Below are 20,156 nucleotides of genomic sequence, written 5' to 3' on the forward strand. Positions count from 1 at the left end.
GACATGGGATGGCTTACGATGACGCGGATGGCCATGGGTGGGCACGAGACCCCCAAGGCCTATCTCGACGCCCAGCTCACCTACGAACGCAAAGCTGAAGGCGATACGCCCTTCCAGGGACTTCGGGTGCTCAAGAGTGTCTATTCGGGAAACACCTACTATGCCGCGGCCGAACGCTACGACGAGAACGGCAAGCGGATCTACGTGACCGCGATCATCTGTCTGGTCCGCTGGAATACGCGCGCCAGCGATGGCCACATCTTCGGCTACAAGGACATGGACGAAGACATGGGTCCCTGCGAAGCGAGCTGCCCGCGGAGCGTCCTCGCGCTCTTGACGACGACCTCGCATCCCTTCGCCCTCGATTGGCGCAGGCGCTGCTACCGGATGCTGGCGCTCAAGGAACGGCGCATCGCCGATGGGGATCTCATCCGCTTCCCCGAGGCCATGAAATTCACAGACGGCAGCGAACACCGCGAATTCCGGTTCCGGAGGGATGGACAGAAAACCGTCCTGACCCTTGCCGACGGACGCGGCCGCTTCAAGATTTCCCGCCTTCTCGAACGGCGGTTCGAGATCGTCCGCGAACCGAAGGTCGCGAAGACCTTCTTCCCCGCCGCCTGAAACGGAAGTCTCCGAAATGGAACAAGATCGCCTCGATCCCCGGCGCCATCGACTGTGCGGCCGAAGCAACGCCGAGAGGCTGGCGCTCCGGCTATCGGAAGCTACCGGGGAAGATCACGCCGTCATGCGCACCGATTGTCCGCTGCAGCCCCTGCGCGTCACACCCTCGCATGGCCATGACCCGGCAACTTTCGAATTGCAGGTGATACTGCTCTGACTACTCGCCGATCTCGCCGCCCAGGGCGGGATCGAGAAACCAGGAAGCTCCCTGCTCGAAATCGCCTTCGCGCGGCGGAACTGGCCCGTCGGGTTCGGCCGACACGTAGGGGTTGATCTGTACCGAGGGCAAGGTGCCCGAGCGGAACAAGGAAGCGGAGATCTCGCAACGCGCCTTCAGGAGGTCGATCAGCCATTCGAGATCGTCCAGCATCTGCAGCACGCCGCGCCCGGCAAGCGTGTAATAGAGGCAGCGCTGATAATCATCGCATTCGCAGGAAAGGACCTGGGTGAGCTTCCGCTTCGCTCCGCGCTGACCTTCATGCACCGCCTCGAGCGTTTCGAAGAGCTCACGAGCCGAATGGTACGCGTCGAAAGCCTCGACGCCGATCGAGGCGTTCGCCAGCGACCGCCGTGTGGCGCGATTGAGCTCGTCGAGCGATGCATCGCGCAGCGCGATATCCAGATCGAACCGACCAACCGCGAATGCCTTGTTCATCACGCAAAACTCCTCTAAGCGATGAACATAGAGTGAACAAAGAGGCCCGTCAACCGGTTTAGATCATGTGGCTCATACCCAAGGACACCAGCGGCCTGACGGGTCGCGTCGCGATCAGCGACGGTCTCAAGGACGCGCTGATACGCTGGTATACAGGGAAGGGCGACGATGCGGACCACAGAGCGTCCGTATCTCTCGTCGTCACCTCGCGCGAGAACGGCAAGTGGCTCGCGTGCGACTGCCTGGCGCAGGACCGTTCGCCACCCATCATGAGCCCAGCATATCTCAGCTTCCAGGAAACCTATTATCTGCGCCGCCTGACGGCTCGCCCGGGGCACAATCCCAAATGCCCGTTCTACATGCCGCAGGCACCGCAGCGTATCCGCGAAACCGGCAACGACGCTCTCTACGAGATTGAACAGCCCAAAGGCCTGTTCATCGCTCACCAGAAAGCGCCAGAAAAACTTGCCCAGAAGCCCGATGCAAGCGAGCCCGACGACAGGTCTCGCGGCGTCGCCATTCCGCGGCTCGGCAAACTGCTCTGGCTGCTGCTTGAGCGTGCGCGCTCAAACGTCCTGCGCGAGCTCCCGCCAGAGGGTCCACGCGACGGCTCCATAAGCGCCGAGATGCGGCGCCTGCGCGAGGTCGCCGGACAGTTCAACATCGCTCCCGGCGTCCGGCTCGTGAACCATTTCTACACGACGGCCATCGAATACGAAAAGCACGTCGTCCACGCCCGCCTGCGCGAAGCGGAGAAGGACTGGCCCGAGGAATTCGCGCCGCAAGCGTTTCTCCTTCTCGAAGCCAACCAAGTGACCAGCAGCGAGATCGTGACCGGCCTCGGCACCGTGGAGATCCGCAACCGCATCCAGCATACAGGCATCATCCGCGCCGAGGTCCAGCCACCCTTCCTCGTCCTCGCTGTCGTCGGCGAACACAGCAAGCGTGAAGGCTACCGCGCCTTGCGGGCCTATGCACAGCCTGTCTTCACCGGCAACCAGTTCGTCCCGACGGAGCGCGACCACGACCGGGACGTTCTCCGGGGACTCCAGAAAGCGCAATACACCCTCCGACGTGACGGCATCCGCATGGCGGTGAAAAAGATCTTGTTCGACATCGAAACCGAACACGGATCGGCGAGGCCCGATTTCCTCGTTGCAGTGAAGCATCAGGCATCGGGGCGACAGATCACCTTCGCCCTGCAGGTTCTCCAGTCCGCCGACAGCGGATATCTGGAACTTCGCGGGATTGAGCACGACCGGCTCCTCGAAATCGGCCCGGTCGTCGCACTGCCGCTGAGCGACATAACAGCGGACGTCATCGCCGATCACGCGAGACAAATCATAAGCTGAGAGGGGGAGGGGGAGGGGATTGAGCGAACCAAAAGGAGGTTTCGCTCATGTCCCTGTTTGCATCCACGCCCCGGCCGGAAACCTCGCCTTGGGGACCGGTCCAGCAGGCCGATCAGCTGGCTCCCGGCATCTGGTCTGTAATGACCGCCAGCCACGGCGGGCTCCTCCTCTCTGACGCCCGGCAGACCGCCATGCCCGATGCCCTGCGGCTCGACGCTCCCGTATACGAAGAAGACGCGAACTGGGCCCTAGTCTACCTCGCCTTCGAGCGGGAGCTTGCAATGCAGAAAACCTGCACTGCAGATTTCCTGCAACTCGTCCGCGACACGGCCCGGTGCTGGCACCCCGATCGTTACGCCGCACATACCGGAGAGACCGTCCCACCGAACGAGTCCCACGTCCTGCGCACGCGCGCCGCCTACGAAGCCGCGATAGGCGAATACTGTACGACGAGTGCCTGGGGAGACTGGGCCGAATGGGTTCCGGAAGGAAAGGTCGGCGTGATCGCACGCCGGCTCGTGTCCGTAAATCATCTCGGGCGTCCGACCTACGGCGATGACGAAGTCTGCGCGCTGGTCGACAAGCAGGCCTATTCTCAACGCGGCGAAGTCACTGTGCTGGCTTCGGTTCCCCACGAGATCATCGATCCCCCGGCAGAGCTTCGGCCGAAGAGGCTGGCATGAACTCGCAGGGAATGGCCGTCGCGAACGACGACACAATCGCATCCGCCCTGCGCTCCGGCGCGCACGTCGTCTACAGCCTCTCGGGCGGAAAGGATTCGAGCGCGGCCGCCTTCGCCGTTGAAGCGCATCTCGACCGGATCGGACACCCGCGTGATCGCCGTCACGCCATTCATGCCGATCTCGGCCTGATCGAATGGCCATCCCCTCCAGGCTTCGTCGAGACGATCGCAGCCATGCTCGGAGTCGACCTCTCCATTGTCAGGCGCAAGGCCGGGGGTCTGATCCAACGATGGGAGCAACGCTGGCAGAGTTCGCTTCGCCGCTACGAAAACCTGGAGACCTACCAGCTCGTCTCACCTTTCTCGTCAGCTAAGCTTCGCTTCTGCACAGGCGAAGCCAAGGTTCAGCCGATCGGTGCCGAAATCAGGAAACGCTTCGCAGGCGAAACCATCATTTCGATCGTCGGAATCCGGCGCGAGGAAAGTCCCGCCAGGGCCAAAGCGCCGATCAGCAAGCCCGACCTTCGCTTCGCCCCCGTCGGCAACAGGGCCGGAACAACCATGCTGACCTGGCATCCGATCGTCGAATGGTCCGCACGCGACGTCTTCGCCTATCACGCCATGCGTGCCATTCCGCTTCACGAGGCCTATGGCCGCGGCGCGGACCGGCTCAGCTGCAGCTATTGCGTGCTCGCCGGGCTGAACAACCTCGTGGTCTCCTCCACCTGCGAAGGAAACCACCCCGCCTATCGCGCGATCGTCGGGATCGAAGCCCGTTCCGGCTTCTCCTTCCAACCTGGACGCTGGCTCGCCGACGTCAGTCCGCACCTGCTCGGCCCACAGCTGTCCACAGACGTAGCGAATGCCAAGCGAATGGGCGATCGAAGGCGCGATTTAGAGGCTGGATTACCTCCCGACCTGCGGTTCACGAAGGGCTGGCCGCCCCGGGTTCCCGATCTCGAGGAAGCCCAAACGATTCATCGCGTCCGAAGCGAGATGACCTCGACCCACGGCCTCACAGACCACTGGCCGGGCCCGGCGATGATCCGCGAGCGCTTCGCCGAACTCCATGCCGCCAAAGCGGCCTGATTCGACATCATGGAGGCAATCATGAAAACACCTTCCCACAACGCAAACCGCGTCCCGATAGGCCGACATTACGCGGGCACGCTCGAACTCGATCTAGACCGCCTCCTTGCGGGTCGATTGCTGATCCAGGGAACCAGCGGCGCCGGAAAGAGCGCGACCCTGAGGCGGATTATCGAAGAAGCCTTCGAGTTCATGACTACGGTCATTGTCGATCCGGAAGCCGAGTTCGGGAACCTCGCTGCGCATATCGGCGCGACCACGATCAAGGGAACCGAGATCACCGCAGAAGGTCTCGGCGCCGCAGCGCTGCGCGCGCGCGAACATCGCATCCCACTTCACATCGACCTGTCCGACCTCGATCCGGAACAGCGCATCATCAAGGCTGCGGCGTTCTTCGCGGGACTGATGAGCACCCCTAGCGACCTGTGGTCGAACACAATGCTGGTCTGCATCGACGAGGGACACCTCCTGGCACCCCACCTTGCCGGGCGCGCGCAAGACGCCGAGACAAGGCGCCTCGGTGTCGCCACCTTAACTGACTTGTGTTCGCGCGGGCGGAAGAGAGGTCTCGCGACCATCGTCGCGACGCAGCGGCTCGCCAAGCTCAGCGCATCCGTGACCAGCGAACTCCTGAACTTCCTTGTCGGCCTGAACGTGTTCGACAGGGACGTGAAGCGCGCAGCGGATTTCCTCGGCTTTTCAACCAAAGACGCGGACAAGCTGCGCACGCTTGCACCGGGAGAATTCTATGCGATGGGACCGGCCCTGGAAGCCAGCGCCATGCTCGCGAAGATCGATCCGACCATCACAAAGCATACCGGTGCGACCCCTCAACTCATCGGCTCGGCCGATCACAGCGCCGAGGAGGCCGAAAGCCTTCTGGCACTCGACGCGATGCGCACACTGACGCAACCCGAGAAGAGCAGGCTGACGCTCAAGGGGACGAGGGCTCTCGATGCCTTCCTCCTCGATCCCGCCGCGACTCTCGCGATAACCACGGTCCAGGCGCTTGCAAAGATCTCTCCCAACGCGACGACCTGTACCGACCTCTCGGCCCATACAGGACGCGCGCGCGAAGACATCCACGATGCGCTCGACACACTGTCGGCGATCGGCGCGATCGAGACCACCCACCGCGACGACACACGCATAGCGCGCCTCTCGGCCCGGCTGCGGCAAAAGAACGCCAATGTCGACCTCGTCGCTCTCGCATGACGACTTCGATGTCGTCGAACTGGCCCCCTTCGTGCCTGGCACTTCCGGGCACGCGGCGCAGCCGCTGCGCGAAATGCCTTTCCGGCACGATGCCTGGACACCGCAGGAAACGGACGCGCTGAAAGACCTGTTCGGCGCCGACGAACCCCTCCCGGCCATCTCCGAACATCTCGTCCGACCGCTGCATTCGGTCAGGTCTAAGATCCACGAACTCGGTTTGCGGCGCAATTCCACCAAGGAATGGACCGAGCTTGACGATGCCGAACTCGCACGGCGCTACGGCAACGAAGCGACCGCCACGATAGCCCGCGACCTCGGGCGAAGCTGCAGCGCGGTCTATGTCCGGGCACAGATCCTCGAGCTGACAGAACCGCAACCGCCCGAATGGACGGAATGGGAGGATGCCCAGCTGCGCGCCGGATACACACGCGCGACCGACGTCTCCCGGATCGCAGCGATCATCGGCCGGCCCGTCAGCGGAACGGCTTCGCGCGCATCCAAACTCGGGCTGAAACACCCCAACAACCCCGTGGGATGGACCGAACCGGAAATCTGTCGCGCCCTCGAACTCCTCGACACCGGCATTGCCTATGGCGACGCCATCGAGACCATGGTGGGCGAGGGCTTCCCCCGCAGGACCAAGGCCGGCTTCGGCCCGAAGATCCGCGCCGCCGGCTATACGAGGGGCTGGGGCCGGGCATGGTTGCCAGAGGAAGATGCGCTCCTCCGGAAGGCCTACGCGACAGGAGCAAGCCTCACACCGCTACGAACACGGCTCGGACGAACGCGGCATTCGATCAAGTGGCGCGCGGAGCATCTAGGTCTCACAGGAAGCCACAGCGCGAAGAACGGGTTTCGGGGCGGCCCGGACTGGACTGACGCCGATATAGCCAGCCTGAAGGCGCATTACGGGACCATGTCGAACGCGGCGCTGGCCAGATTGCTGGGACGTTCCAAACTGGCGATCTCAACCCGCGCAAACGTGCTGGGTCTCGTCCACGGCTACATCCGGCCCTGGTCCGATGACGAACTGCGCGCGCTCCAGCTCGCCTACGAGAACGAAATCGCCATCGCCGATCTCGCGGGGGCCTTGGGCCGAAAGCCCATGTCCGTCTCGAAATTCGCGACGAAGCACGGCCTGCATTTCGGCCGCCGCCCCAGAACTACTCCGGCGCCATCGATCGAGACCATTCTGGCGCTCGATGAAGGGGGAGGGGGAGGGGATGCCGGGAATCAATCAGACAAGGAGGAACCTGGTGAAGTACGAACCCATTCGCGCAAGCGTGAGCCCCGAGACGATCGGGAAGGTCACACGACTGTTCAACGGCTCGCTGAGCGACATCCTGAACGAGCTGCTGCAGAACGCCCGCAGGGCCAGCGCGAGCGCCGTCAACGTCGACGCGACGCCTCAAGAAAACGGCTTGCGAATTAGCATCGACGACGACGGTTGCGGGATTGACGATCCGTCCCGCGTTCTAGCGCTCGGCGCATCGCGTTGGGACGCCCAAATCGCCAGCGGCGAGGATCCCGCAGGCATGGGCGTCTTCAGCCTTGCCGGCAAAGCAACGGTGATCGAGTCCAGATCGGATTCGACAGGTTCTGCCTGGCGGATCGCGATCCCTGCCGACGCATGGACCGGAGACGTCGAGATCGCCGTGGATGGCTCCGAACGGCGGAAGGGCACTTCGATCTCGTTCCTCCTGCCGGGCACTTGCGAAGGATCGGTCGAGAACGCCGTCAGGGAAGCCTCGCAGTATTTTCCGATCCCCGTCCGGTTCGCCGGCAGGGACATGCCTCGAAAGGACTTCCTGAGCGGCGCCATCCATGTCGAGGACTGGAACGGCAGCCGGATCGGCATCTTTCATGGCCGGCCTTATTACCGGACCCCGACCGTGAACTTCCACGGCGTCACCGTCTTCACTCGCCTTTTCGAGGTGGCGCAGGTCGGCAGACAGGAGATCCATGCCCGCATCGATATCGGGCATACGCCCGAACTTCAGCTCGTCCTGCCGGCGCGGAAGGAATTCGTCGAAAACGCCGGTTTGACGGCCCTCAAGGCCGCCTGTGAGGTCGCCTGCTATCGCGCGATCGCCGCGCAGAAATCGCACAGCCTCAGCTTCGAGAGCTACACCAGGGCGGCCTCACTAGGAATCCCGCTTGCTGAGGCCGAAGCCGCTCTCACCGCATGGGAGCCCGACATCGCCGACAATGACACCGGGACCGAGGCCGGCGAGCGCCGGACCATCACCGGCGATGAATTTCTCATGGAAGCGCACGAAGCGCATTTTGGCCAGATAATTGCACGCGCGCTTCGCGGCACGCCCATCCGTTCCAAGCTCGTCGACCGCAACTCCCGCTTCGAAGGCTACAGCTGGTACGACGCGCTACGCGAAATGCGCGATCCGACCTTCATCGTTCGCACCGATGCCGCGATCCACACCGTGGACTCCATCGCCGCCGATCCGCCCCTCGCTGCCGTTACCATCGCGCAGGAGATTCATCTCGAATACGCGATCGATGACCAGGGATGCGATGGCGCCGCCCGGGAGCGCATCGAGGCCGATATCGTTCTCACCTTCCCCGACGGATGCTGCTCCGACGGGATCGAGGACGTGACGATCGCCTATGTAGCCTCGGAAGCCCTCCAGCCCGAAGGGCTGGTCGATCTCCTCGACAATGCCTGCTTTTCCGCCTGGAACGATTCAGACGCCGATAGCTGGGACACGCAGCACGACCGGTTTCTCCGCGACGCTCGCGAACTCGCCTATCGCATCCTCATAGGCGAGGATGCCGCCATCGCCTCCCAATTCCGCGACGCGATCGCACGTATCATGTGGACCCTGCCCAAAGGCAAGAAAGTGACGATCGCCTTCACGCACGACAGCCCGATCGACGTGACGGTCTGCGATCAAGAGCAAGCGACATGAGCTCGCCACGCGTGTTGTGCTACGGGGTTGGCATCGACAGTACGGCCTTGCTGGTCGAGCTGGAAAGTCGCGGCGAGGCACCCGATCTCGTTTTGACCGCCGACACCGGAGCCGAGAAGACAGAGACCTACGCATTTCAGGAAATCATGCGCCGATGGATGGCGGAGCGCTCCATCGCCTACGAGGTCGTGCGCTACGAGGCCAAGCGTTTCAAGAACTGGCCGCCCTACCGCGACCTCACGGAATCGCTTCTGACCAATGGATGCCTGCCCTCGATCGCCTTCGGGCGGCATAGCTGCTCGCTCAAATACAAGGCGGCGCCGCAGGAGGCCTTCATCAAGGCCTGGCAACCCGCGATCGAGGCATGGGCGCAGGGCAAAAAGGTCATCCGCTACATCGGCTATGACGCCTCGCCGCGAGACGGGCAGCGATACGCGCACGCAAAGACGATCGACGATCCGCTGTTCGACAACCGATATCCGCTTCGGGAATGGGGTTGGGATCGCACCGCCTGCGCTAACCGGATCATCGAGGCCGGTCTCCCTGTGCCACCGAAATCGTCGTGCGTGTTCTGCACGGCCATGAAACCCGACGAGGTTCGCAGCCTATCGACCGAATGGCTGCGAACGATCGTACTCATCGAAGCGCGGGCGGCCCCCCGCCTGAAGACCGTCGAAGGCCTTTGGCGAAAATCGACCCGGACAAGACCGGGACGGATGACCGATTTCATCCGCGACGAAGGCCTTCTCGACTCCGCCGAGATCGACAGGATCATCGAGACCGCGCCTCCGGACCTCGTCGCCTTTCAGGAACGGGCCGCGCAGCAGCCCCTGGAAACACGCGAACCGATGTCGAGCTGGCTCGACCGCTTTCACGGCAAGGAGACCCATCATGCCTGACACACTCGAACCGACTGCTTCGAACACGGAACGCGTAGCCGAGCTCAACGATCGCGCGAGGCTCGGCCTCGATCGAACCGCCCGCACCATCTTCACGCTCAATCTGCTCGACAGCCTCAGCGACGGGAGCCGCCGCAACGACATCCTGGCGCAAGCGCGTGTCATGAAAGCGATGCGTAGCTGCACCTTTTCGGACGATTCCCCCGAGAGAGACATGGCCTGGTTCGAGGTCGACGGAATCCGCGTGATGATGAAAATCGACTACTACGACGCCGCATTCGAGTACGGTTCCGAAGATCCAGCGAATGCAGCCGAGACGCGGCGTGCGATCACGCTCATGAAACCGGAGGATTATTGAGCCATGACCATCAGAACAGCAGACGCAGCGACCAAAACGTCCGTCGATACCGCGCTGCGACATTTGCGCGCGGCCCGAGGGGAATTGCGCAAGGCGAACTGCCCGCGCGCGCTGGAGAAGGTACGCCGCGCAATCGACAGCACGGAAGGGGCAAAGCGCCACTGCGACCATCGCTGCGCGAGATCGCCGGCATGAGCCGCCACCAGCTGCAGCTGCGCGACGGCGTTGCCGCGACATCCGCATGGATCGGGTGGGACCGCCCCCTTCGCACGTTCTTCGCCCAAGTCTTCGCCGCCGATCCGGACGATGAAGAGGAAGAGGTCCCGATTCTCTGGGAAGGCACCGCCGAGGCCGAACTCCCGCGGCCCGTCGACGCCATAAGATTGCTCGAGCCCTACTGCGACATTACCGCAGAGATCGCCGCCAGTCTCGAAATCGACCGGATGAAGACGCTCGCGACGATCGACGGGCCCAACCAGACAGAAGCAAAGGCTTTCCTCGCGCGGCTCGAAGCTCGCGACAAGCGCGACCAGGCCTGAAAATTCACACAAGCTGACGACGCACGGCCCCTGCCGGGGCTTCGTGCGGATTGCGCGCGTTCGCGCGTTGCCGGGCTGCGCCCGGGTGAGGGGAGGGATGAAGGGAAGTGGTCCGGACAAGGGGTTCGGACAGAGCATCAGGAGACTTCCCATGAACATCGGTACCCTCAAGGCCAATGCCGACGGCGTTCACATCGGCCGCATCGTCACCATGGCATTCGCCGCCACCATCGCCCTGCGCGAGTTCGTCTCGACCAACGAGCGCGCCCCCGCCTTCGACGTGATGGCGCTCTCGGCCGACCGCCGCAGCTGGGTGAAGGTCGGCGCGCTGTGGGAATACTCGTCGAACGACACCGGCGAGGTGTTCCTCTCGGGCCGGATCGACGATCCCAGCCTCGACAAGCCGATCGACGTCGCCATGTTCCGCCAGGACGACGGCTCCTACAACGTCGCCTGGCGCCGTCCGCAGCGCAAGCGCACGCTCCCCGGCATGGCCAGCGAAGGCGAAGACACCCTGCCGCCGCTGAACGCAACCGGCGGCGAGCCCGAGCAGGCCGGTTCGACCACCGGCGGCGACGGCCTGGGCGAGAGCACCGCTCCCTCGCCGAAGACCAAGGCCAAGGCGAAGGAGACCGCCGACGCCTGACGACAGCGTCCCCCGGGCCGGTGCGACCCCTCCCGCATCGGCCCCTCACGAGGCCCGTCCGCGCGATCCCCCGCGGGCGGGCCTTTTTACTGCCGCCAGCTCCTGCGCCACCGACAAAGGAAAGAGGGTGGGTATGCGGCAGGCAATCGAAGGAACCAGACCATGCCCCAGCAACCCAGGACACAGCGCCTGCCGAATTTCATCATTATCGGGCGCGTTCGCGAAGGAGAACTCGATTGCATCTCCGCAATCAACGGAAGCTCGATCGCGGACGCACAGCTCTGGAATGCGCTTCTCATCGAGACGCATCGCTGTCTATCCCTCGCCGTCGGGGAGGATCTCACCGTGTGGAGCGTTCACGATATCAACGCGGTGCTGTTGCCAGACCCGAACGCCATCGGCTTTGCCGCGTGCATCGACCTCTCCGATCTCTCTTGAAAATCCGGACTATCCGGATTATACGGATCGTTATCCGCATGACGGTAATGACGACGACGACGACGGGCCTGGCCCATTGGTAACTTGGCGATGATGAAAGCGGAGACGAACATGAAACAAGCCTACGGAGAAACCGTCACCACGACCGCTTTCTCGAAGAAGGTCGGCTACTATTACGACGAGGCAATCCGCAGACCCATCGGTCTCGAACGCCACGGAGAAGTCCGCGTCGTCATGGTGCCGGTCGACGAGTACAACTCGCTTCGAAAGCTGTTCGCGCGTGCCCTGAAATCGGAGCAGCTGAAGGATGTCATCGGAGAAATCACCACCGCGCCGCCGGCGTTCCACCCTGACGCCCCGGACAGCTACGAAGAAGACGCCGGCGCGGGCGCCCATCATCCCAAGCAAGACCGCAAGCGGGCAGAACGCGAAACCGCGACCGCCTGAGCCTGGCGCCATCATCGATTACGGGTACCTCTGGGCCCGCGAGGACGCCAAGGGCCAGGAAAACGCCACCAAGACGCGGCCCTGCTACATCTACGGCGTGAAACCGATAGACGGGCTCTACATCGTCTCGGTCATGGCGATCTCCAGCTCCTCGACCGGAGCGCGCGTTCCCGTTCATCCGCGCGAGCGTGCAGCGCTGGGGCTTCCCGACGACTGTGACGTCGTGATCGAGGAAGTCAACGTCTTCCAATGGTCCGGCCCCGACATCGTCCCGCAGCCCGATGGTTCCCTCATGCGAGACAACCCGGCATCGAAGAAGCTCACCGCGGCGATCGGCACCGCAATGGTCGGGAGGACCCCCACGATCGTCTTCCGCGCACCCTGAGAAAGCGGTCTTCAACACACCACCGCCGTGGTTCATCCGGTTCCTCAGGCACTCTCCTGTCCCGACGGTATAGCCTTGACGATGATCGCGGACAGCGGAGCATCGTGGCGACGTCGATCCCGGCACTTCACAAGCCCTGAGACGGGGCCGGCGCCAAGCAGCTGACTTGGTCTGACTTCCGCAGATTTTCGGGCCTCCGCCACAAACGAGAACGGTGTTCAAGTCTTCCCAGCACCTCCAAGCCGAGTGCGTGTCCGCCGTCCAGTGCCCCTGCCCCTCCGGTCGGGCTTAGGGCCAACCTGCGAAAATACGAGCCGTGTTGCTCGCTTCGCGAGCTGCCCGCACCACCTCGATTTTCGAGGTTTCCCGCGCACGAATGCGCGGTGTCCCATCCCTCCTTCCGGGGCTCGATAAGGGCACCGGCGGACAAGCCGTCGGCTCAGAAGGAGGTTTTTGAAATGAACACCGTCAATCTCGTCGGCCGACTGGCCAAGGATCCGATCGCCCGCGACGGCAGCAAGACCAAGGTCACCGAGCTGCTCCTGGTCACCGAGCGCCCCGTCATCCGCGACGGCCGCGTCCAGAAGGATCCGGAGACCGGCTACACGAAGACCGACGCCGAATTCCACAAGATCACCGTCTTCAACGGCATGGGTCTCCCGCTTCGGGACCACAAGGCGAAGGGCGACCAGCTCGCGATCACCGGCCGGCTCCACTACTCGCGCTGGCAGGATGCCGACGGCAACGACCGCTACGGCTGCGAGATCATCGCCGAAAACGTCGAGTTCATCTGACCGACACCGATGGGCGGCGCGCAAGCGCCGCCCTTTCACCATCTCACCCAGGAGAATTGCCATGAAGGACTTCGGCCTTTTCGCCGAGCGCGACGCCGCACGCGCGGAACGCAAGCTCAGCGAACTCAACCGCTTCGCTGCCCGGCGCGAAATCATGCTCGAGACAATCGACCTCGACGCCCTCGACCGGAACGCCGCATTCGCCATCCTCGAAACCGACGAGGACCTGGCCGAAACAATCGCTTTCGGCCCGATCTACGTCCATCACCTCTCGACATTGGAAGCACAACGCGCCGAGATCGCCGCTATGCTTCCAAAAGCGGCTTGACGGGAGTTTTTGCCATGCAAGTGATCGCGATCGACAACTTCGACCGGGACAATGTGAGCGACCGCGTGGTCTCGACCAATCTCAGCCAAACCGCGGCCGAGGAGAAAGCTCTGGAGATGAACACAATGCACGGAGGGCCCACCTCTGCGCGCTATTATGTTGTCAAGCCGGACAACTACGTGCCCTATGTCTGGGAGCCGTGACGAGGTTGCACGTGAAGACCACCACAGGTGTGCATGTTCACAGCGAATATCGCCGGCATATCCAACTCCCCACATCGGATTCATTGAACATTTTTCTACGACAGTGTGTCCGCCGACTCCCGCCCTGCGGACGGGACCGCGCTCTATTGCGCTAAACTCCTTGCGGCCCTGGCTTCGCGAGGGCGCGCTGCGTCGCCAAGCTTCACCGGGCCCCTGACGGGTCTCGGCCCATTCGGGTGACGATCGCCTGGCGAGAATAAGGGGCCTTTCCACCAGAAGTCGCATTATGCCATGCGGGTCACGCGATGCGTCAAGGATCCTGCGGCCCGCTATCGCGGCGCCGCTATGGCGGCGTCCCTGACGCGCGTGCTGCCGCATGTCGGGCCTTCGGGGTCAATCATGACACCCAAGGAGGCTTATCATGTTCAGCTGCACCACCATCGATTCCGCAATCAGCTCCGCCCGACGCGAGGCGAATGAATGCGAAAGCGATCAGCACATCGTCGCGATCGGAGATCGCTTCCAGGTCGTCGACGAATTCGACCTGACCGAGTGGCAAGAGAGCCGCGTCGTCGAGACGGTTTATTTCGACGATCCGGTGTGATCGTGCGGGGGCAGCGCGATGCGCTGCTCCCCTTTTTCAGTTAGCCCCAAGGATCCTCGGAGAGCTTCCTCAAATCAATCATAAAACCGTCTGGCGACGGAAGTAGATCCCTGCGATCCTTTTCGCTGACACGAGGGTTTTCCGGATCGTTCGGCCGATCGCCCGGCTTGCCACGCCGACGAATGTACATCTCTCTGACCCAAAGATCGGTACCCACCGCTTCGAACCGGACATAGGCGACATGGCTGCAGCGCTTCTTCGCCAACGAACGGTTTGTAATCCTATCGGCCTGGGTCGATTTGACCTCGATGTTTTCCGCACCGAATTCGAGATCGTACTGTTCGACGCGATGGCCTGCATGAGTGGCGCGATATGCTTTCGCGACCAAGTGCTCGCCCAATGCTCCAAGCCATTGGCCGTTCAAAGTCGGTTTTTTCCCATTTCTGTCAGGGTCCTCCAATTCGTCGAGCGCGTCGGCGAGACCTTCCTTGATGGTTTGCGTAGCGTGTTTCTGAGTCATTGAGACGACTTACAGCAAAGCCGTGAACAAATGGGTACCGCCTCCCGTCCTTCGGCCGGGACCGGGCTCTATTGCGCTAAGGCTCCTTGCGGCCCTGGCTTCGCTAGGGCTCGCTGCGTCGCCAAGCTCCACCGAGCCCCTAACGGGTCTCGGCCCATTCGGGTGACGATCGCCTGGCGGGATAACCGCGCACCGCGCTATCGCGCTGCGGCCTGAAGAGCGGGGCTGTCTGCATCGGCTCGACCTTCGGCCGACGAGATAATGCCCGCCGCCTACCCAGCAGATTCAGGACATCCCATCAACGCCGCTCCGGCCTTCGGTCGGGCCTCCGCCTTTTTGATTGGCCCCGCGGGCTCTCGGTCCCGCCGCTCGCGTCCGGGCGGCCGCGCGAGGGCAACGACCTCTGGCGTTGCCGCGCGCGCGAGACGCGCCGGCCTGTCTTGCCGCGGCTCCTGCGGGAGCCCGATGTTTGTGAAGAAGAGAAGAGGGGAGGGGGAGGGTGGGTTTGATTGCATCCTCGTGTGATGGGGTCCGAAGGATACTTGCGGCAAAGATCCGGTCAAGGATCTGCGGTCCCCCCAATTTTTTCCCGGCTTTTGTCTGCTTACAGCAGACGGGAAAAAATCGGCTCCCCCGCAGCCCGTAGGCGTTAACCGGGGTCCGGCCCTGACGTGCCGGCTTCCCGGTTAACGTCCCTGACCTCGTTTGCCCGCTGCGCACCATTGGACCCGTCATCACGAGATGACGCGATCAAACCAATGGAGGCTTCCAATGCAGACTTTCAACTCTTTCGCCGATCTCGCCAACGCCCGGATCGAGCTGGCCGACAGCCGCGGCCCGGTTACCGAAGCATACGACGGCGCATTCCTCGAGCACAGCGACATGGCGAAGCTCAGCGTCGTCGACGAACCGATCACCGCCGACATGCCCGACGCCGACATGGCCCGGCGCGCGGTGGAGATGGCGATCGGCACGATCTTCGACGTCCTGAAGGACACCCGCATGGAGGAATTCGCCCAGCAGCTCGCCTGGGGGATGGTCAACTCCTTCCACATGACCGTCCGCCTGGTCGAGGGACGCGAGGACGATGCGGCGAAGAAGCTCGGCGAACTTGCCCGTCACTTCGATCCTTCCGAAATTTACGCCGTCGAGCTCGAAGAGACCCAGCTTCTGGTCCAGACGCTGCAGGGGTGCCGCGAAGCGCTGGAGGCAATGCGCGACCATGCCTCGGACGTCTACCGGGTGGAGACCGGGCGCCCGTTCACAGCCACGCGCGGATCGCAGGTCAGCAAGAACGGCGTCACCGCCTCGCAGATCCAGGCTCGCGACTTCCTCGCAGCCCGCGCGAAGGATCGCAGGGCCCAGTTCCAGCCCGAAGGACCGCTGGTGGTGGTCTCGGGCGGCATGAAGGACTGGCACGACTTCGAGATGATCTGGGACATCCTCGACGACATTAAGGAGCGCGTCCCCAACATGGTCCTCGGCACGACCGGAATGCGCAAGGGTGTCGACGCGATGGCGAACGCCTGGGCCCAGAAGAACGGCGTGCAGACGATCCTCTTCATGCCCGACCGGCGGCACGGCAACCGCGCACCGTTCCTGCGCAACGAGAACATGGTCAAGCTCGGGCCGGTGGAAGCGATCATCGGCGAAGGTTCGGGCATCCAATCGAACCTCGCACAGCGGCTGCGGCAGGCAGGCGTGCCGGTTCACATCCGTCGGATCGCCGATCAGCGGCCGCAAACGCAAAGGGTCGGCGCTTCCACCTTCGGGTGAGCGCCTCTCGGGAGGCTCCGGCAGTCGCCGGAGCCTCCCTTTCTTTTCTGTCTCGGCAGAACGGGCTCGGGGGCATCGAGCCCCCGTCGCCCGTCTTGGCGCGTCACAGGACCGGGGAGGGCTCGTCTCGTCGATGTCCCAGTCTATCACGGGCGCACTGGCGCGCCTCAAGGATCCGCGGTTCCCCCAATTTTGCTACGCAAAATCGGCTCCCCCACGGCCCGCTTGCGCGGTCGCCTGCGGCGATCCTTGACCCGCTGGACGCCCGTGACCGGCGGGAACCACCATTAACACATGGAGGTTAAGATGGGCGTCCAAATCACATTGTTCAAAGCGCTGAAAGAGGCTAAAGTCTCGGGCGAGAACGCAGAGAAGGTCGTCTCCGAACTGGAGGAGTACATTGCGATGAAAATCACTGAAGCCAATGCCGAACTGATTGCCGAAGTAAAGTCGCTTCGGACCGATGTCGCCACCAATCGCTGGGTCCTCGGGCTCATCGGCGTCATCATCGCGATAGGCTCGGCCACGGGCGGCTATATAGCAGCGGTCTGACCGCGGGGGGCTTCGGCCCCCTTTTTTACTTCGCCTTGCCCAAGTTCGAGCGCCCCCTTCTCATATACCTCTTCGTCGGGTTCCTTGCCGGGATAGTGCTACGCTACGTCCCGCCGTGTCCTTTCCTCAATCGCATCCCGTTCGCATGGCCTTCATGCACCGCAGGCTCGATTGACGGTAGCCGCAGCCCACACATCACAGCTCGCGATCGCGTAGCACCAAGACGAACCGCAGTGCCACGGCCGCGGCGGTCCCTTGCTCGCTGGCGACCTTTCGGTCGCGTGCGCCACGCTCGGTCCGCCTTGGCCCCGCCGGCATGGCTGGCTCGCCCGGACGCCTTTGCGTCCGTAGGCATCGCGGCCATGCCTGTCCTGCGCTGACGGGTACCTGGGAGCGGGCGACGACGCCCGCTTCCATATGGTCGACGTTCCGCCAGGCGCTGGCACTCCCTCGCGTGCTGGCGGACATGCGTCCGCCCTAGCAACGCTCGGTGTGCCGCGCGCACTTGCAGCAGTCCCTCCGGCTCGCTGACGAACATCCGTTCGTCCGCGCATCGCCGATGCTTTCCTGCTCGGAATCCGGCCCCATGCCGGGGCAGGCTTTGCGCCGCATCAATCCTCGACGGGATGCGCCGATGGACACCGCCTGCCTTCACCGAACAGGCCTCGCATAAAAGGGGAGGGGGAAGGGGAGAGACGAGTTCATCACAGGAGGCAGAGATGCTCGTCACCTTCCGCATCAAGCACACACAGACCCAGCTTCATTCACGGCCCGCCGAAATCTCCGCGCTGGAGCTCGCCGCGCTGACGCGGCGGCTTCACTCTGGCAACGCCGCGCTCGACGTCGATCCCGGGGAATTCGGGGCAGCGCCCCTCAATTTCGAGATCAACGCCAATGCCCTCTCGATGGCCGCATTCACCGCCTGCTTCGACCATCGGGCCGAAATCATCTCGATCGTCGAAGAGGCGCAGTTCCTCGGGCGGACGCTGCGCGTCCGGCACCTCGGGCACCTCGCTCCGATAACGATCGAGGTCTCCGAACATATCGCCCTTGCGCGCGATCTCATGATGGGCCCGGACCTTGCCGCGAAGGTACTCTTCGCCTTGGGACGCGACGACGCGGATGAAGGCGAGCTGACCCTCGAAAACTTGCGGTTGCTCCTCCAAGATCATCGCACCTACGACGCGTTCTGCGGCGCCAAGATCACCCCGATTTACGACAGTCTGGCGTACCTCGCCTTCACTGACTGCGGCGAACAGACCCCCGTACTGGAGTGGGTCCAGTGATCGACAACGTGAACGCGATCGCCACGCCTCGCACACGCCTGAAGATGCGATGCCCCAACTGCGGTTCCGAAGCAATCTGCAAGGATGCCTGGGCCGCTTGGGACGAGAGCAACCAGCGCTGGGAGCTCGGTGGGGTCTACGACCATGAAACCTGCATCGAATGCGAGCACGAAGGCGACGACCATTTCGACCGAATCGATCTCGACACAGGCGCGATCGTCGGTTCCGAAATAGACGAAGGATTGTCCGGCAACTGCGTCTCGGACGAGGGCCATGACATGCAGCCGCACCCGGTCACCGGAGCGCCATACTGCAAGGCGTGCTGCCCGCCTGAAGAGCCATTCGCGAACCACGCAATCTCATCGACCGGCGACTAGCCTCCCGCTGGATCGATGCATCGGAAAAGGGTGTCCGGCCATGAGCCGCGGCACCCTTTTCTCATGCCCGATACTCGAACCACTGGCGCATCGCGGCAACGCCTCGAACGAGCAGTGCAGCAAGTGACTTCCGCCTCCCGCCGATGGCCCGTCCGCCACCATCGCCATGAGCACTCCGGCCATACGCGGGTCAACCGAAAATGGACCGACCGTGAAGCCGCTGCGCGGCTTCCGCACCACTCGATCAATTTTCGGTTCCCCTCCGCTTCGCTCCGGTGACCCGCGCACCGCCGGAGCGCTGATTCATGGCATGGCGGACGAGCCGCCAACGACAGGAGGCTACCATGTGCTACACCACCGAAACATTCGAGGCTGACACCGCCACGATCCGCCAGATCGACACCGACACGATCGCGCTCGACGAGAAGACACTGGAAGCGGAACGGCGCTCCTACCACTCCTTCTTCGACGTCCATGTGGTCCGCACCGAAGACGGCTACATCCTCATCGAGGAAGGCGATTACGGCGAGCTTCCGATGCACCTCATCGACGACATCGTCTACACCGCCACCGGCAAAATGGACGACGAATAATGACCCAAGCGGGCGGCGCTAAGGCGCCGCCCTCAGGACGCCTGCTTCTGGCCCACAGGCTCCATCTTTTCGAGCGCCTCGATCGCGCTCTCCGGCTTGACGCTGACGGCCAGTTCCAACAGTCTCACCGCTCGCGCATGACCGACTTTGCGCACGAGCCTAGCCAGCTCCTTTTCGGCCTCTTCCTTTTCCATCTGCGCAAGCTTCCTCCGGCGCTCCGCAACGTCCTGTTCCGCAGCTTCGAGAGCCGCTCTTTCGCGCTCCACTTTCGATACCATTTCCATGTCCTTTCACGACGGATTTCATGCTTCGCTTGATGCAGCAACCGCCATGAATTTTCGAGCCGTTTTTTTGCTCGATGCTTTTGCGTTTTGCCGTGATGGAAGGAGGTCTGTTATTTGGGCCATCCTTCGCGGCCTCGGCCGCTACGGACCGCGCTCTATTGCGCTAGGTTCCTCGCTGCCCTGGCTTCGCTAGGGCAGCTTCGTCACCAAGCTCCACCGAGCCTGGCTATGCCAGTCTCGGCCCTTCGGGTGACGATCGACGTGGACCTGAAGGTCCACTCTTGTCCACCCAGGAAGAAGCATTGCCACCGCAGCGTTATACACGCTCGGGGCTCTTGGCGGCACGATGGCCGGCACTCCCATCTGGATATCCAGCTCCTCTCACGACTCCTCGAGACAAGCGACCGACAAGAAGAACCGCCAAGTCCCTATTTTAGCACACCCTACACGGCTGCGCCGTAGGTCTTTTCGGATCGAAAGACGTGGTATTGCAACGACTTAAAGCGATCTCGCAACGCCGAAA

26 protein-coding genes are annotated in these 20,156 nt (G+C 63.1%); 23 read left to right on the forward strand and 3 right to left on the reverse strand.

The annotated features are described in order from the left end of the window. Nucleotides 1-3 precede the first annotated feature (3 nt). Entirely contained in the window at nt 4-624 is a 621-nt protein-coding gene (locus PF049_13720) for a hypothetical protein (protein ID WBY18096.1), read from the forward strand. A 217-nt stretch (nt 625-841) separates the two neighbouring features. Here the strand turns inward: PF049_13720 and PF049_13725 are convergent, their stop codons facing one another. Beyond that, a complete protein-coding gene (locus PF049_13725) occupies nt 842-1,339 on the reverse strand; it encodes a hypothetical protein (protein ID WBY18097.1) in 498 nt (165 codons plus the stop codon). Nucleotides 1,340-1,404: 65 nt separating this feature from the next. Here PF049_13725 and PF049_13730 point away from each other — a divergent pair, with 65 nt between their 5' ends. From PF049_13730 to PF049_13810, 17 genes are all read left to right on the forward strand, one after another. Beyond that, nucleotides 1,405-2,691, forward strand: a complete 1,287-nt coding sequence (locus tag PF049_13730; GenBank protein ID WBY18098.1) for a hypothetical protein — start codon at nt 1,405-1,407, stop codon at nt 2,689-2,691. Nucleotides 2,692-2,738: 47 nt separating this feature from the next. Then, nucleotides 2,739-3,374 (forward strand): hypothetical protein, encoded by a 636-nt coding sequence (locus tag PF049_13735; protein ID WBY18099.1) that lies wholly within the window; start codon nt 2,739-2,741, stop codon nt 3,372-3,374. After that, on the forward strand, nt 3,371-4,462 hold the full coding sequence (locus PF049_13740; protein WBY18100.1) for a phosphoadenosine phosphosulfate reductase family protein: 1,092 nt from the start codon (nt 3,371-3,373) through the stop codon (nt 4,460-4,462). Before PF049_13735 ends, PF049_13740 begins: the two co-directional genes overlap by 4 nt. Nucleotides 4,463-4,483: 21 nt before the next feature. Further along, on the forward strand, nt 4,484-5,677 hold the full coding sequence (locus PF049_13745) for a DUF87 domain-containing protein (protein WBY18101.1): 1,194 nt from the start codon (nt 4,484-4,486) through the stop codon (nt 5,675-5,677). 1,256 nt (nt 5,678-6,933) lie between these two features. After that, nucleotides 6,934-8,604 (forward strand): ATP-binding protein, encoded by a 1,671-nt coding sequence (locus PF049_13750; GenBank protein WBY18102.1) that lies wholly within the window; start codon nt 6,934-6,936, stop codon nt 8,602-8,604. Next, complete coding sequence (locus tag PF049_13755) at nt 8,601-9,503, forward strand: hypothetical protein (GenBank protein WBY18103.1); 903 nt, start codon at nt 8,601-8,603, stop codon at nt 9,501-9,503. The genes PF049_13750 and PF049_13755 overlap by 4 nt, the downstream gene beginning before the upstream one ends. Next, the gene (locus tag PF049_13760) at nt 9,496-9,861 is read left to right on the forward strand and encodes a DUF3768 domain-containing protein (GenBank protein ID WBY18104.1); all 366 of its coding nucleotides are present in this window, start codon (nt 9,496-9,498) and stop codon (nt 9,859-9,861) included. Before PF049_13755 ends, PF049_13760 begins: the two co-directional genes overlap by 8 nt. 3 nt (nt 9,862-9,864) lie before the next feature. Then, nucleotides 9,865-10,056: a hypothetical protein gene (locus PF049_13765; GenBank protein WBY18105.1), complete on the forward strand. Its 192-nt coding sequence runs from the start codon at nt 9,865-9,867 to the stop codon at nt 10,054-10,056. Continuing rightward, the gene (locus tag PF049_13770) at nt 10,053-10,400 is read left to right on the forward strand and encodes a hypothetical protein (protein ID WBY18106.1); all 348 of its coding nucleotides are present in this window, start codon (nt 10,053-10,055) and stop codon (nt 10,398-10,400) included. The genes PF049_13765 and PF049_13770 overlap by 4 nt, the downstream gene beginning before the upstream one ends. 151 nt (nt 10,401-10,551) lie before the next feature. After that, nucleotides 10,552-11,046, forward strand: a complete 495-nt coding sequence (locus tag PF049_13775; protein ID WBY18107.1) for a DUF736 domain-containing protein — start codon at nt 10,552-10,554, stop codon at nt 11,044-11,046. 162 nt (nt 11,047-11,208) lie between these two features. Continuing rightward, entirely contained in the window at nt 11,209-11,484 is a 276-nt protein-coding gene (locus PF049_13780) for a hypothetical protein (GenBank protein ID WBY18108.1), read from the forward strand. A 111-nt stretch (nt 11,485-11,595) separates the two neighbouring features. Continuing rightward, nucleotides 11,596-11,931, forward strand: coding sequence for a type II toxin-antitoxin system Phd/YefM family antitoxin (locus tag PF049_13785; GenBank protein WBY18109.1), 336 nt, complete (start codon nt 11,596-11,598; stop codon nt 11,929-11,931). Between the two features lie 97 nt (nt 11,932-12,028). Next, entirely contained in the window at nt 12,029-12,316 is a 288-nt protein-coding gene (locus PF049_13790; GenBank protein ID WBY18110.1) for a hypothetical protein, read from the forward strand. Nucleotides 12,317-12,774: 458 nt separating this feature from the next. Next, on the forward strand, nt 12,775-13,110 hold the full coding sequence (locus tag PF049_13795; GenBank protein WBY18111.1) for a single-stranded DNA-binding protein: 336 nt from the start codon (nt 12,775-12,777) through the stop codon (nt 13,108-13,110). A 61-nt stretch (nt 13,111-13,171) separates the two neighbouring features. Continuing rightward, nucleotides 13,172-13,438 (forward strand): hypothetical protein, encoded by a 267-nt coding sequence (locus tag PF049_13800; protein ID WBY18112.1) that lies wholly within the window; start codon nt 13,172-13,174, stop codon nt 13,436-13,438. A 20-nt stretch (nt 13,439-13,458) separates the two neighbouring features. Further along, on the forward strand, nt 13,459-13,641 hold the full coding sequence (locus tag PF049_13805; protein WBY18113.1) for a hypothetical protein: 183 nt from the start codon (nt 13,459-13,461) through the stop codon (nt 13,639-13,641). A 421-nt stretch (nt 13,642-14,062) separates the two neighbouring features. Continuing rightward, nucleotides 14,063-14,245 carry a hypothetical protein gene (locus PF049_13810; GenBank protein ID WBY18114.1) on the forward strand — a complete coding sequence of 61 codons (183 nt, stop codon included), beginning with the start codon at nt 14,063-14,065 and terminating at the stop codon, nt 14,243-14,245. Between the two features lie 40 nt (nt 14,246-14,285). Here PF049_13810 and PF049_13815 read toward each other — a convergent pair whose 3' ends face one another. After that, the gene (locus PF049_13815) at nt 14,286-14,765 is read right to left on the reverse strand and encodes a hypothetical protein (GenBank protein ID WBY18115.1); all 480 of its coding nucleotides are present in this window, start codon (nt 14,763-14,765) and stop codon (nt 14,286-14,288) included. 771 nt (nt 14,766-15,536) lie between these two features. Here PF049_13815 and PF049_13820 point away from each other — a divergent pair. The 5 genes from PF049_13820 (at nt 15,537) to PF049_13840 (ending at nt 19,349) form a co-directional block, all read left to right on the forward strand. Beyond that, complete coding sequence (locus PF049_13820; GenBank protein ID WBY18116.1) at nt 15,537-16,541, forward strand: DUF2493 domain-containing protein; 1,005 nt, start codon at nt 15,537-15,539, stop codon at nt 16,539-16,541. 306 nt (nt 16,542-16,847) lie between these two features. Continuing rightward, nucleotides 16,848-17,093, forward strand: coding sequence for a hypothetical protein (locus tag PF049_13825; protein ID WBY18117.1), 246 nt, complete (start codon nt 16,848-16,850; stop codon nt 17,091-17,093). Between the two features lie 719 nt (nt 17,094-17,812). Continuing rightward, complete coding sequence (locus PF049_13830) at nt 17,813-18,379, forward strand: hypothetical protein (protein WBY18118.1); 567 nt, start codon at nt 17,813-17,815, stop codon at nt 18,377-18,379. Next, complete coding sequence (locus PF049_13835) at nt 18,376-18,756, forward strand: hypothetical protein (protein ID WBY18119.1); 381 nt, start codon at nt 18,376-18,378, stop codon at nt 18,754-18,756. The genes PF049_13830 and PF049_13835 overlap by 4 nt, the downstream gene beginning before the upstream one ends. Nucleotides 18,757-19,100: 344 nt before the next feature. Continuing rightward, on the forward strand, nt 19,101-19,349 hold the full coding sequence (locus PF049_13840) for a hypothetical protein (protein ID WBY18120.1): 249 nt from the start codon (nt 19,101-19,103) through the stop codon (nt 19,347-19,349). A gap of 32 nt (nt 19,350-19,381) precedes the next feature. Here the strand turns inward: PF049_13840 and PF049_13845 are convergent, their stop codons facing one another. Then, nucleotides 19,382-19,627 carry a hypothetical protein gene (locus PF049_13845; protein ID WBY18121.1) on the reverse strand — a complete coding sequence of 82 codons (246 nt, stop codon included), beginning with the start codon at nt 19,625-19,627 and terminating at the stop codon, nt 19,382-19,384. Between the last annotated feature and the right edge of the window lie 529 nt (nt 19,628-20,156).

The organism is Erythrobacteraceae bacterium WH01K (genome assembly GCA_027941995.1).
Lineage (GTDB): Bacteria > Pseudomonadota > Alphaproteobacteria > Sphingomonadales > Sphingomonadaceae > CAJXSN01.